Genomic DNA, 12,660 nt, shown 5'->3' with positions numbered 1-12,660 from the left:
GATGACCGACCTCACTTCGCCCTCGGCCATCGACAAGACGTTGATGGTGCTGGACGCCGTCCTGGAGCACTCGCGGTTCACCGACGTCGTCAACGCGACCGGTCTGGCCAAGTCGACCGTGCACCGGATCATGGCCTCGCTGGTCGAGCACGAGTTCGTCGCCCAGGCGGAGGACGGTTCGTACCACCCCGGCCCGAAGGCGCTGCGACTCGCCGGGCACGCGCTGACCAACGTCGACCTGGCCACCGTCGCCCGCCCGGTGCTCGCCGACCTGGTCGCGCAGACCCGGTGCACGGTGCACGTCGGGCTGCTCAACGGTGACGAGGCGATCTACGTCGCCCGGCTCGACGGCCCGAAGCCGTACCGGATGCCGTCGCGCGTCGGCAAGGCCTTCTGGCTGCACTGCACCGGCATCGGCAAGGCCCTGCTGGCGGAGAAGGACGACGAGGCGCTCGACGCGCACATCACCCGGACCGGCCTGCCCGCCCGTACGCCGCTGACGCACACGACCGCGGCCGCGCTGAAGGCGGACCTGGCCCAGGTGCGGTCGCGCGGCTACGCGCTCGACGACGAGGAGAACGAGCCGGGCATCCGGTGCGTGGCCGCCGTCATCCACGACCACACCGGCGCCGCGATCGCCGCGGTCAGCATCTCCACGTTGTCCCTCGAGCAGTCGATCGCCCAGGTCGCGTTGATGGCACCCGCGGCGATCGAGGCCGCCCGCAAGATCTCCGCCGCCCTCGGCTACCGCGAGCCCACCTGAACCAGCTGCCCTCGGCTACCGCGTGCCGACCTGCCCTCGGCTACCGCGTGCCGACCTGAACGACCTGGTCGGTCAAGGTGGTGCGGAACCAGTCGATCGTCCGCCGGAGGCCTTCCTCGACCGGGATCTTCGGCTCCCACGCGAGCACGTCCCGGGCCCGGCCGATGTCCGGCCGCCGTACCTGCGGATCGTCCTTCGGCAACGGGCCGAACGCGATCTCCGACGGCGAGCCGACCAGTGCCTTGATCCAGCGAGCCAGGTCGACGATCGAGAGCTCGTGCGGATTGCCCAGGTTCACCGGACCCGGATGGTCGGCGTGCGCCATCCGGAGGATCCCCTCGACGGTGTCGTCGACGTAGCACAGCGACCGGGTCTGACTGCCGTCACCGGCGACCACGATCGGCCGCTCCTCCAGGGCCTGCCGGATGAACGTCGGCACCGCGCGCCCGTCGTCCGGCCGCAACCGCGGTCCGAACGTGTTGAAGATCCGGACGATCCCGGTGTCGACGCCGTGGTACGAACGGTACGCCGACGTGATCGCCTCGCCGAACCGCTTCGCCTCGTCGTACACGGCCCGTGGACCGATCGGGTTGACGTTGCCCCAGTAGTCCTCCGGCTGCGGGTGCACGAGCGGATCGCCGTACACCTCGGAGGTGGAGGCCAGGACGAACCGGGCGCCCTTCTCGCGGGCGAGCCCGAGAGCGTGCTGGGTCCCGATCGAGCCGGCCTCGAGCGTCTCGATCGGCAGGTGCAGGTAGTCGGCCGGCGAGGCCGGCGACGCGAAGTGCAGCACGACCTCGACCGGCCCGGCGATCCGGAGGTCGTCGGTGACATCGCCACGGATCAGCCGGAAACGCGGATGCTCGATCAGGTGGGCGATGTTGCCCGGACGCCCGGTCAGGAAATTGTCCAGGCAGAGTACGTCGTAGTTCTCGTCCAGGAGCCGTTCACACAGATGGCTCCCGATGAATCCTGCTCCCCCGGTCACGACAGCGCGACGCATGTGTTCCCCCCTTGCTCAATGCCCCCCAAGCAATGAGCCCCCGATTATGCACCGGCTGTTCGAATCTGACCAGCCCGCTCCCGTCGCTCGGCGGCCCATCGGACGACGGGCACGAACAGCACCCCGACGACCGCGAACCAGGCGCCGAGGACGATCCAGCCGGGAACCCCGAGACCGAGCGGAAGCAGGGCGAGAACGGTCGGGGCGACCATGGTGCTGATCGACATGCTGGTGTTCCAGACGCCCTGGTACTGACCCTGGGCGTGGTCCGCGGCGAGGTCGAACCCGAGCAGGAACGAGCCGGACGACTGCAGCAACTCCCCCAGCACCTGGACCAGCGCACCGACCGCCAGCAGCCCGACCGCGATCGCGGCGTTGCCCCAGGACGCCCCGGCGAACAGCACCATTGATGCCATTAGCAACAGTCCGGCCGTCCGGGTGGCCCGGGCCGCGCTCGCCGGGTCGGCGATCCCACGCGACGACCGGACCTGGAACAGCGCGACCACGACCGTGTTGATGATCAGCAGCACCGCGACCGTCCATCGGGGTGCGTCGGTGTGGTCGACGACCCACAACGGGATCGCCACCTCGAGTACGGCGTACTGGATCGACATCGCGGCGTTCAGCGCGGCGACCGCGAGGTATCCGCGATCGCGCAAGGCGACCCAGACGGGACCGTCGGCATGCTTCGGTTGCGGCGCGACCCGCGGCACGGCGAGGACCACGAGCGCCGCGACGACGCTCAGGACCGCGTCCAGGACGAACATCGAGCGGTACGCCGTACTCGTGTCGAAGTGCAGCGCGAACACGGCGATCCCGGCGCCGGCCGTGATGCCGATGTTCGTCACCGCCCGCAGGTAGGCGCGGGCCGCGACCCGGTCGGGGCCCTGGGTGATCGCGGCGATCAGCGCGGCCCGGACGGCCCCGGCGCCGCGGTCGATCACCGTGAGCACGACCGAGACGACCAGGAACTGCCAGAAGTTCTGCACGACCAGGTAGAGCAGCGACAGCCCGCAGAGCATCAGGCTGAGTACGACGAACAGCGTGCGTGGACCGCGGCGATCGGCCAGGTGCCCCATCGGCACGGCGGACAACAGCCCGAACAGGCCGGCGATCGTGAGGCCGAGCCCGATCTGGGCGATCGACAGACCGACGATCCGGTTGAAGTACAGCACGCTGACCGTCATCAGCAGCCCGCTGCCGATCCTGCTCAGCAGCGTCGCCAACGCCAGCGGACGCAACGGCCCCGCCGCCGGCACCACCCCGCGAGCCACCCCGCGCACCACCATCACCGCCCCCACCCCTTGCCACCATTTGAGTGGTGGACCCACGAGCTTGTGGGTTGTCCACCCGGGATACGGCTGGAGAACCCACAAGTTGGTGGGTCAACCAGCCAAATGGTCAGGCGCGGGCTACTACTCGTTGGGCGGTTTCGCGGAGGTCGGGCATGAGGTCGACTCCCGAGTCGAGCAGGCGCTGCATCTTCGCCGGGTCCTGGGCGCCGAACATGTGGCCGATGGTGACCTCGTGGTCCGGTCGGCTCAGCACCTCGATCGGGTCGCCCGCGCCGACCGAGCCGGTCCGCAGCACCTTCAGGTAGGCGCCGGGTCGGCCTGCCTGGTGGAAGCGTTTCACCCAGCGCGGCTCCTGCATCCGGTGCGCGAACGTGATGCACGGGATCCGCGGCGCGCGCACCATCACCTCGACCTCGGCGCCGATGCGCCAGATCTCGCCGAGCAACGCGCCGGTGATGTCGAGCCCTTCGGTGCGGAAGTTCTCGCCGAACAAGCCGGTCGGGATCTCCCGGCCGAGCTCCGCGGACCACCAGTCGGCGTCCTCCTCGGCGTACGCGTAGAGCGCCTGGTCCGGGCCGCCGTGGTTCTTGGTGTCGCACACGCTGTCACCGGCGAGCCCCAGCTCACCGACGCGTACCCGGTCTACCTGCGGACGCTTGTCGATCGCGGTCAGCCCGGTCTCCTTGGGACCCGGGATGAGCTCCTCCACCACGTTCACCGTCAGCAGCCGCATGCCCCCATCATCGGTGCCCACGGCGCAAGACTCCACCGGATTTCAGTCCTGGACGGCCTTCACGATCGCGATGTTGCGGGTCAGCCAGTCCTGTGGCAGGGACTCGTCGGTGCCTGATTCCTCCAGGGTCCACAGGACATTCAGCATCTGCCGGACGATCACCCAGTCGCGGGCGCGGTCCTCGTCCAGGCCGGCGGCGTCGATCGCGGTGTAGAAGCGCTGCCGGACCGCGAACCGAAGGTCGCCCGAGGCAACGACCTCGTCCCACCGGTTCCAGATCAGCGGCGCGACCTCGTAGTGCGGGTCGCCGGACAGCGGCTTCGGGTCGATCACCAGCCACGGCTCGCGCGCACCGGCGAGCACGTTGAAGTAGTGCAGGTCGGTGTGGATCAGCGTGCCGTCGCAGTCCGCGTCGGTGCTGAAGTCCTCGGCCAGCGAGATCGCCTGCTCGACGTACCGGTGCGGGACCGGCGCCGACGCGGGCAACCGCCGCAGCCGCTCGATCCACCGCTTCAGCTCGCCCGAGAGCGTCCGGTACTGCGGGCCGGCCGGCACATGCAACCGCTTGTACGTCGTGCCGACGAGCTCGCACGCGTCCAGCGCATCGACCGTGGTCAGGTCCCGAGGCTCCAACCGCTCCAGCAGCAGCGCGAACCGGCGCGGATCCGCCCGCAGCAACTGGACCGCGCCGTTCCCGCCCCAGTCCCGGAGCGCGAGGTGCTCGGTCTCCGCCTCCCAGTGCGGGAACTGCACCTTCAGTACGGCGGCCTGCCCGTCGGCCGTGGTCACGGGGACGACGATCGCGCAGTTCCCGGACGCCGTCGTACCGTCGACCCGCAGGTCCCACTCGTCGAGCAGGTCGCGGGTCAGCCGCGGCAGCCGGTCGATCCAGTCCGCCCAGTCCTGACCGCGGGACGCGACGACCAGGAAGTCGGCCGGGATCTCCACTACTTCTTGGCCTTCTCCGGGGAGTCCGACGTCCGGAGAGCGGCGATGAAGGCCTCCTGCGGGACCTCGACCCGGCCGACCATCTTCATCCGCTTCTTGCCCTCCTTCTGCTTCTCCAGCAGCTTGCGCTTCCGGGTGATGTCACCGCCGTAGCACTTGGCCAGCACGTCCTTGCGGATCGCCCGGATCGTCTCCCGGGCGATCACCCGGGACCCGATCGCGGCCTGGATCGGCACCTCGAACTGCTGCCGCGGGATGAGCTCCTTCAACTTGCCGGCCAGCGCGACGCCGTAGGAGTACGCGCTGTCGCGGTGGACGATCGCGGAGAACGCGTCCACGGTCTCGCCGTGCAGCAGGATGTCCACCTTGACCAGCTGGGCGGACTGCTCGCCGGTGGGCTCGTAGTCCAGCGACGCGTAGCCCTTGGTCTTCGACTTCAGCTGGTCGAAGAAGTCGAATACGATCTCGGCCAGCGGCAGCGTGTACCGCAGCTCGACCCGGTCCTCGGACAGGTAGTCCATGCCCTGCAGCTGACCGCGCTTGGCCTGGCACAGCTCCATGATCGCGCCGATGTAGTCGCTCGGGCTGAGCACGGTCGCCTTCACCACCGGCTCGAAGACCTCGTCGACCTTGCCCTCGGGGAACTCGCTCGGGTTGGTGACGACGTGCTCGGTCTCGTCCTCCATCACCACCCGGTAGACCACGTTCGGCGCGGTCGAGATCAGGTCCAGGTTGAACTCGCGCTCGAGCCGCTCGCGGACGATCTCCATGTGCAGCAGGCCGAGGAACCCGCAGCGGAAACCGAACCCGAGCGCGCCGGAGGTCTCCGGCTCGTACTGCAGGGCGGCGTCGTTCAGCTGCAGCTTGTCCAGGGCGTCCCGCAGCGTCGGGTAGTCGTCACCGTCGATCGGGTAGAGCCCGGCGTACACCATCGGCTTCGGGTGCTTGTACCCGCCGAGCGCCTCGGTCGCGCCGTTCTGGTTCGAGGTGACGGTGTCACCGACCCGGGACTGGCGGACGTCCTTCACGCCGGTGATCAGGTAGCCGACCTCGCCGACCCCGATGCTCGGCGTCTTCATCGGCTCCGGGGAGATCACGCCGACCTCGAGCATCTCGTGCACCGCGCCGGTCGACATCATCTTGATCCGGTCGCGGTGGTTCAGCTCGCCGTCGACCACCCGGACGTAGGTGACCACGCCGCGGTAGGTGTCGTAGACCGAGTCGAAGATCAGTGCCCGCGGCGGCGCGTCCTCGACGCCCTTCGGCGGCTCGACCTGGGCGACGATCTCGCTCAGCAGGTCCTCGACGCCCTCGCCGGTCTTCGCCGACACCTTCAGTACGTCGGACGGGTCGCAGCCGATGATGTGGGCGAGCTCGGCGGCGTACTTCTCCGGCTGCGCGCTGGGCAGGTCGATCTTGTTCAGCACCGGGATGATGTGCAGGTCGGCGTTCAGCGCGAGGTAGAGGTTCGCCAGCGTCTGCGCCTCGATCCCCTGGGCCGCGTCGACCAGCAGCACCGCGCCCTCGCACGCCTCCAGCGACCGGGACACCTCGTAGGTGAAGTCGACGTGACCGGGCGTGTCGATCATGTTCAGGATGTACGTCGTCCCGTCCGCGGCGAGCAGGCCGCCCGGGGTGTCCGGCTTCGGCGCGAACGGCAGCCGGACCGCCTGCGACTTGATCGTGATGCCGCGTTCCCGCTCGATGTCCATCCGGTCCAGGTACTGCGCCCGCATCGAGCGGTCGTCGACCACCCCGGTGATCTGCAGCATCCGGTCGGCCAGCGTCGACTTGCCGTGGTCGATGTGGGCGATGATGCAGAAGTTCCGGATCAGCGACGGGTCGGTACGACCCGGCTGCGGCACGTTCGTGGGGCCAGCTGGCACGGAGGGGATCCAGTTCTCGTCTTCGGGTGGCGCTTCGGTTGGTGCTTCGGTCGGTGCGGATATCCGGTCAATCATCCCATGCGGGTCCAGCGGATTCGAAAATCCCGGGCGGAGACGGGGGATGACCCCTACCGTTGGGTCGCATGGCACACGCTGCTGGGGTCCGGCTGCCGTTCGAGGAGGTGCCCGCCCACGTGCGGGCGTGGGTGGAGCGTGCGCTCGGATCAACGGTGGTCTCGGCCGCGACCCAGCAGGGCGGCTTCTCCCCCGGCGTCGCCGCCCGCCTGGTCACCGCCTCCGGCCGCCGCGCGTTCGTCAAGGCCGTCGCCCCGACGCTCAACCCCAAGACCCCGGAGCTCTTCCGCCAGGAGATCACCGCCGTCCAGGCGATCGGCCCGTTGCCGTCGGCGCCGGCGCTGTACGACGTGTACGACGACGGCGACTGGGTCGGACTGCTGTTCGAGGACATCGAGGGCCGGCTGCCCGCGCACCCGTGGGAGCAGTACGACGCCGACCGGGTCCTGGACGCGGTGGCTGAACTGACCGAGGCGTTGGACCTGTCACCGTGGCCGGGAGCGCCTGTCGCCGCCGTACGCAGCGTCGAGTTCCTCAGCCGGTGGGACAACGTGATCGCTGACGGGCTCGCCGTACCCGCGTGGGCGGCCGGGCGGCAGGAGGAGTTGGCGGAGCTGGCCCGGACCGGGCTGCGGGAGCTGGCCCAGGGCAAGGCGTTGGCGCACTGGGACCTGCGCTCCGACAACATCATCCTGACCGACGAGCGCGTGGTGTTCATCGACTGGGCGCACCCGGCGCTCGCGCCTCGCTGGGCCGATACCGTCATCCTGCACGCCGACATGCGCGAGTCCGTCAGGCTGCCGCAGCTCCCGGACGACGTGGCGATCACCGGCTTCCTGGCCGCGATCGCGGGCGGCCTGTGGTGGGGCGCCGCTCAGCCGGCTCCGCCCGGCCTGCCGACCATCCGCGCCTGGCAGCGCAGGCACGCCCTCATCCACCTCGACTGGCTCCGGGAGCGACTGGCTTAGGACGTGTCTGACAATTCAGCGCCGTCGCGAGCAGGTGCTCGGTGCGGTGGCTCGGCGTGCTGGAGTGAAGGCCTCGATGTGGTTTTCATCGTGGCCTTCACTCCAGTGCGGCGAGGTGCCGTGCCGAGTGCCGCGCAGTAGGCGATGGATTGTCAGACACGTCCTAGCAGCGTTTTCCGGACCCGTGCGTCTGTAGGGGTGTGACGAATCCAATGGTGAGCATCGGCGACCCCCTGCGGGTGCCGGCGCAGGACGACGCGCGGACAGCCGTGTCGGAGCTCTACCAGCGGCACTGGGCCGGGCTGGTCCGGCTCGCCGTCCTGGTGATGGACGACCGGCAAGCGGCCGAGGACGTCGTACAGGAGGCGTACGCCGACCTGTACCGCCACTGGCCGTTGCGGGACGCCGGCAAGGCGCTGGGGTATCTCCGCACGGCCGTTCTCAACCGCAGCCGCTCGGTCCTGCGCCGCCGCAAGGTCGCCCGGCTCTACACCCCGCCCCACGAGGCACCGAACGTCTCCGCCGAGGTCTCCGCCGTGCTGGGCGAGGACCGCTTGGAGGTGCGGCAGGCGCTGCAGGCCCTGCCCGTCCGGACCCGAGCGGTCCTGGTGCTGCGCTACTACCTCGATCTCCCCTTCGCCGAGATCGCCGAGCTCCTCGGGATCGGCGAGTCCAGCGCGCGCTCCACGTGCTCGCGCGGGATCGCCATCCTGACCGACAGGCTGAAGGAACTGCGATGAACGACACCGAGACCCGCCTGCGCGACTACCTGCAGGCCACCGCCGCGACGGTTCCCGACACCCCACCGGGATTCGACCTCGAGACGACCTCCACCTCGGCCCGCCGACGTTGGCCGGTGCTGCTCGCCGCCACGACCATCGCCGTCGTCCTTGTCCTCGCCGGCTCGTTCCTAACCCGCCTCGGGCCCACCGAGCCGGACCCGGCCGACATGCCCGCACCGGCGTCCGGCCCGCCCCGGGTGCCCTACACAGAAACCAAGAACCGCGTCAGCACGCTGTACGACGGCGACCAGCAGGTCCCGGTCAAGTTCCGGACCGACGGCTACTTCCGCGGCCGGGTCGGCGGCGGCTGGCTGGGCCTGGAGATGCCGCCCAGCCGGATCCTGCAGGTCGGCGTGCTCAGGCCGAACGGAACCTTCTGGCCCGTCGGCCCGCCACGATCGGAGAGCCCGGTGGCGTCACCCGACGGCACCCAGATCGCGATGGTGGCCCGCGATGCCGACGGCAAGGGGCGCGTGCTGGTGGTCGACGCACGGACCCGCCGTGAGGTCGCGAGCACTCCGGTGCAGGCCGGCCTGCCGCCGGCGATCGGCTGGAACAAGTCCGGGATCTGGCTGTCCCTCGACGCCGCCGGGTCGCGCGTCTGGCAGCCCGGCTCCGGTGAGCCCCGACCGATCGCCGTACCCGGGTACCTCGGCGCGGGGTCGATCACGGCCGCAACCGACACCGTCGTGCTGGCGACCAGGGACGGCCAGAACCGATGCCTGAAGGCCGGTGCGGTGCGCGGCACGACCTTCGAGATCCAGCGGGAGTACTGCGACCAGGGTCCGGAGCAGTTGTATCCGGTGCTCTCGCCGGACGGCCGCGCGATGATTCACAGCGTGCAGAAGGTCGCCGTCGACATCGCCACCGGGAAGGTGACCAAGCTCCAGCTGCCGGAGCGGATGCTCGACTGGCCGGAGGCGGTGTTCGAGGACGGGACGCACGTGCTGGCCCTCAGCGAGCGGGACGGCGACATGGGCGCGCTCCTGCGGGAGCTGTACCGCTGCGACGTCACGACCGGAAAGTGCACGCTGGTGAAGAAGGACGCGTCGAACATCTATCTGCAGCAACCGTGACACGCGACGAGCGGCGGCCCCCGTCACCGGGAGCCGCCGCTCGTCGCGTTGCTGTTAGCTGTCCACTCGGACGATGGTGGAGCCCGAGCCGTCGGCGCCGTCGCTGTACTGCAGGCGGCCCAGGTACCGCGTGCCGGCGGTCAGGCCGGTCCAGGACGCGGTGACGTTCGTCTGACCGGCCACCTGGACTGACTGGCTGGCCGGAGTGACCGTCAGGTTGCCCTCGGCGTTGAGCAGCTCCCAGTGGTTGAGCTTCACCACCTGCTCGTCCGCTCCGGCGAACAGGTCGACGTACACGTCGTACGACCCACCGGCGGGCGCCGGGAGGTTGACCTCCTCCTCAGCCGATCCGCCGGCGCTGCTGCCGAGCAGGGTGGTCGTACCGCTGCGGTAGACGAACACGTCGAGGTCGGTGCCCGCCGGGTAGTCCGCGTCGAACGTGGAGAACCGGGCGTGCTTGGTGCCCGCCGGCACGTTCACGGTGAACTTCGCGACGTGGTCGTTCGCCGCCGGGTTCGTGGTCGGGAACGACACGCCACCCGGGTTCTTCAGCGTGGCCTCGGCCACCGTGGCCGGCGTCAGGCCGACCGCGGTCGTGTTCAGCGTGCCGGTGTACCCGGCCGTGATCGGCACCTGCACCGACCCGGCGGTCCCGGTGCCGGTGACCTGGACGGGCGCCTTCACCGTCAACGGCTTGATCGCCACGGTGCTGGTCACCGAGTGCCGCGTCGACTTCCAGGTCAGCTTGCCGAACGTGTACTGCTCGAGCGGCGCCCCGGTGTTCTCCACGGTGACCTTGTACGTCGCCGTACGGCCGGGCAGCGTGATCAGGATCCGCGGCGACACCGTCACCTTGAAGCCGGTCAGCCCTTCGACCTTCGGGAAGTACACCTCGGGCAGCTTGCCGACGTTGCGGACCGTCCGGGTGATCGTCTGCTTGCCGGCCAGGTCGCCGACCGCGATCGTCGGGTAGTTCAGGTCACTCGGGTCGATCTTGCCGTTGGCGCACAGCTCGTGAGTCGCGGGCACCTGACCGGAGCCGCAGACGAACTTGGTCCAGTCCTCGTACGACGAGTCGTAGACCAGACCCGGGTCCATCGCCTTCTTCGGCTGGACCAGGCCGGCGCCGTACCCGAACGGGTTGCCCGGCGAGCCGGAGTCGTTCTGGATCGGCTTGCCGCTGGTGTCCTTGTCGGTGCCGGTGGTGAGCAGGGCGGACTTGATCGCCATCGGCGACCAGGTCGGGTACTTGCCCTTCAGCACGGCCGCGGCGCCGGCGATGTGCGGCGCGGCCATCGACGTACCGCTCATGAACGCGTACTCGCCACCGGCCGCGCTGAACGCGGTCGTCGCGGCCAGGACGTTCGTGCCCGGCGCCATCACGTCCGGCTTGAGCAGGTCGCCGTTGCCGGCCAGCGCCGGACCGCGGCTGGACGAACTCGCGACCTTGGGAGCCGTCACGCGGACCGGCGTACCGGCGCTGATGGTGGCGGTCGGGTTGGCGGTGCCGCCGACGTACGCCTTGATCTCCGGCGCGGCCACGTGGTCGAGGTGCACGGTCGGGACGGAGTGCAGGTCCGCGTCCAGGGTGCCGGCGGTGATGTTGACCAGGATCATGCCGACGCCGCCGGCGTTCTTGACCTGCAGGCTCTTGTCGACGCGGGCGTTGCCGCCGCGGTCGCAGACGACGATCTTGCCGGTCACCTTGGCCGGGTCGAGCGTGCCCGGCATGCAGAGCAGCAGGTTGGCCGGGTTCGCACCCGCGAGGCCGGCGTCCTTGGCCAGGACGACCGGTGTGCTCGGCAGGCCGGAGCCGATGCCGGCGCCGGTGTAGGCCTTGCCGTTGCCGAGCGTCACGGTGGTCTGGATGTCGCGGTCGTGCGTGCCGTTGGCAACCGTCGTCACCCACGGGTAGTTCTTGCCGACCGTGCTCACGCCCGGACCGGTGTTGCCGGCGCTGGTGGCCACGAACACGCCCGCCCGGGCGGCGCGCAGGAAGGCGAGGCCGGTGGCGTTCACGAAGGTCGAGCCGGAGCCGGAGATCGAGTAGTTGAGTACGTCGACGCCGTCCGCAACGGCCGCGTCGATGCCGGCCACGATGTCCGCGTCCGTCCCGCTGCCGCCGCCGGTCTGGTCGACCGCCCACAGCACCTTGTAGATCGCCAGCCGGGCGTGCGGGGCGATCCCCGATCCCTTGCCGTAGTCACGGCCCATGACGCTCATCTCGACGCCGTAGTTGCCGCCCGCCGTGCTGGCCGTGTGCGTGCCGTGGCCGCCGTAGTCGCGCGGCGACTTGTACTCCTCCGGGATCGGCCGGGTGCCGATGCCCTTGTCGAAGTACCGGGCGCCGATCACCTTGTTGTTGCAGGTGACAGGCGCCTCCTCACCCGTCTGGCAGGTGCCCTTCCACTTCTTCGCGACGATCGCGTCCGACTTCTTGGTGGTCTTGATCGGCGCGAAGCTGGCCCGCTCCGGGACGAAGCCGGAGTCGAGGACGCCGATGATGACGCCGTCGCCGGCCTTGTCGACACCACCGGCCTGCTGCCAGGCACCGCCCCGGCCGGACAGGCCGAGGAACCGTGGGGTGTCCACGGTGTCCTGGTGCTGGAGCTCGTTCGGCTCCACACTCTTCACCCCGGACGCCTTGGCCAGCTTGACGGCCTCGTCGTACGACATCTGCGCGGAGAAACCGGCGTACGTGTAGCTGTAGTCGTAGAGCTTCTTCACGTCGGGCACCTTGGCCAGGACCTCCTGGCGCTCGCGGGCGAGGTGCTGGACGTAGCCGACGACCTGGGTGGCGCTCTTGAGCAGCTTGCCCCCGGGAGCGACCCGGGTGGCGGGCAGGCCGGCGATGTCGCCGCCGTACTCCGCCACCGGGGCGTCGTCGAGCTGGACGATGTAGGAGCCGGTCGACGACTCCTTCACCTGCGGATCGGCGACTGCGGGTGCTTCCTCGGCCTGGAGCGCGTCCGCGGCACGGGCCGCGAGCGGTAGGCCGGCCAGGGACGCGACGAGCGCGCTGGCCACGATGATCGGAGTACGGCGGGACACGGAGATCCTCCAGGGCTTGGACGGCGCGATGGTGGAGCATGGCTCGCTGGACCGGTGACGACCGCACGCACCACCCCCCA

10 protein-coding genes are annotated in these 12,660 nt (G+C 69.9%); 4 read left to right on the top strand and 6 right to left on the bottom strand.

What is annotated here, in order from left to right; genetic code table 11:
* Position 1: 1 nt before the first annotated feature.
* Complete coding sequence (locus ACQPYZ_RS11355; protein WP_433167425.1) at positions 2–763, top strand: IclR family transcriptional regulator; 762 nt, start codon at positions 2–4, stop codon at positions 761–763.
* 40 nt (positions 764–803) lie between these two features.
* Here the strand turns inward: ACQPYZ_RS11355 and ACQPYZ_RS11350 are convergent, their stop codons facing one another.
* The 5 genes from ACQPYZ_RS11350 to lepA all read right to left on the bottom strand — a co-directional run bounded on the left by ACQPYZ_RS11350 (position 804) and on the right by lepA (position 6,628).
* Entirely contained in the window at positions 804–1,766 is a 963-nt protein-coding gene (locus ACQPYZ_RS11350) for a UDP-glucuronic acid decarboxylase family protein (RefSeq protein WP_433167424.1), read from the bottom strand.
* A 44-nt stretch (positions 1,767–1,810) separates the two neighbouring features.
* On the bottom strand, positions 1,811–3,067 hold the full coding sequence (locus ACQPYZ_RS11345; RefSeq protein WP_433167423.1) for an MFS transporter: 1,257 nt from the start codon (positions 3,065–3,067) through the stop codon (positions 1,811–1,813).
* A 100-nt stretch (positions 3,068–3,167) separates the two neighbouring features.
* Positions 3,168–3,794 carry an MOSC domain-containing protein gene (locus ACQPYZ_RS11340; RefSeq protein ID WP_433167422.1) on the bottom strand — a complete coding sequence of 209 codons (627 nt, stop codon included), beginning with the start codon at positions 3,792–3,794 and terminating at the stop codon, positions 3,168–3,170.
* 42 nt (positions 3,795–3,836) lie between these two features.
* Positions 3,837–4,742 (bottom strand): aminoglycoside phosphotransferase family protein, encoded by a 906-nt coding sequence (locus tag ACQPYZ_RS11335; RefSeq protein ID WP_433167421.1) that lies wholly within the window; start codon positions 4,740–4,742, stop codon positions 3,837–3,839.
* The gene (gene lepA, locus ACQPYZ_RS11330; protein ID WP_433167420.1) at positions 4,742–6,628 is read right to left on the bottom strand and encodes a translation elongation factor 4; all 1,887 of its coding nucleotides are present in this window, start codon (positions 6,626–6,628) and stop codon (positions 4,742–4,744) included. The genes ACQPYZ_RS11335 and lepA overlap by 1 nt, the downstream gene beginning before the upstream one ends.
* 143 nt (positions 6,629–6,771) lie before the next feature.
* On the opposite strand from lepA, the gene ACQPYZ_RS11325 reads away from it, so the two are divergent.
* The 3 genes from ACQPYZ_RS11325 to ACQPYZ_RS11315 all read left to right on the top strand — a co-directional run bounded on the left by ACQPYZ_RS11325 (position 6,772) and on the right by ACQPYZ_RS11315 (position 9,529).
* Positions 6,772–7,671 (top strand): hypothetical protein, encoded by a 900-nt coding sequence (locus ACQPYZ_RS11325; protein WP_433167419.1) that lies wholly within the window; start codon positions 6,772–6,774, stop codon positions 7,669–7,671.
* A gap of 212 nt (positions 7,672–7,883) precedes the next feature.
* A complete protein-coding gene (locus tag ACQPYZ_RS11320; protein ID WP_433169658.1) occupies positions 7,884–8,411 on the top strand; it encodes a SigE family RNA polymerase sigma factor in 528 nt (175 codons plus the stop codon).
* The gene (locus ACQPYZ_RS11315) at positions 8,408–9,529 is read left to right on the top strand and encodes a hypothetical protein (protein ID WP_433167418.1); all 1,122 of its coding nucleotides are present in this window, start codon (positions 8,408–8,410) and stop codon (positions 9,527–9,529) included. Before ACQPYZ_RS11320 ends, ACQPYZ_RS11315 begins: the two co-directional genes overlap by 4 nt.
* A 54-nt stretch (positions 9,530–9,583) precedes the next feature.
* Here ACQPYZ_RS11315 and ACQPYZ_RS11310 read toward each other — a convergent pair whose 3' ends face one another.
* On the bottom strand, positions 9,584–12,580 hold the full coding sequence (locus tag ACQPYZ_RS11310) for a S8 family serine peptidase (RefSeq protein WP_433167417.1): 2,997 nt from the start codon (positions 12,578–12,580) through the stop codon (positions 9,584–9,586).
* Positions 12,581–12,660: the final 80 nt, after the last annotated feature.

The sequence above is a fragment of the Kribbella sp. CA-247076 genome (assembly GCF_050942445.1).
GTDB lineage: Bacteria > Actinomycetota > Actinomycetes > Propionibacteriales > Kribbellaceae > Kribbella.
The sequence above is the reverse complement of the archived record's forward strand: the minus strand, read 5'-3'. Positions and strand labels throughout refer to the sequence as shown.

Coding starts and splice junctions, on each gene's coding strand:
- ACQPYZ_RS11340 (WP_433167422.1), bottom strand. CDS start 3,794: ATGCGGCTGCTGACGGTGAACGTGGTGGAGGAGCTCATCCCGGGTCCC.
- ACQPYZ_RS11355 (WP_433167425.1), top strand. CDS start 2: ATGACCGACCTCACTTCGCCCTCGGCCATCGACAAGACGTTGATGGTG.
- ACQPYZ_RS11315 (WP_433167418.1), top strand. CDS start 8,408: ATGAACGACACCGAGACCCGCCTGCGCGACTACCTGCAGGCCACCGCC.
- ACQPYZ_RS11320 (WP_433169658.1), top strand. CDS start 7,884: ATGGTGAGCATCGGCGACCCCCTGCGGGTGCCGGCGCAGGACGACGCG.
- ACQPYZ_RS11350 (WP_433167424.1), bottom strand. CDS start 1,766: ATGCGTCGCGCTGTCGTGACCGGGGGAGCAGGATTCATCGGGAGCCAT.
- ACQPYZ_RS11325 (WP_433167419.1), top strand. CDS start 6,772: ATGGCACACGCTGCTGGGGTCCGGCTGCCGTTCGAGGAGGTGCCCGCC.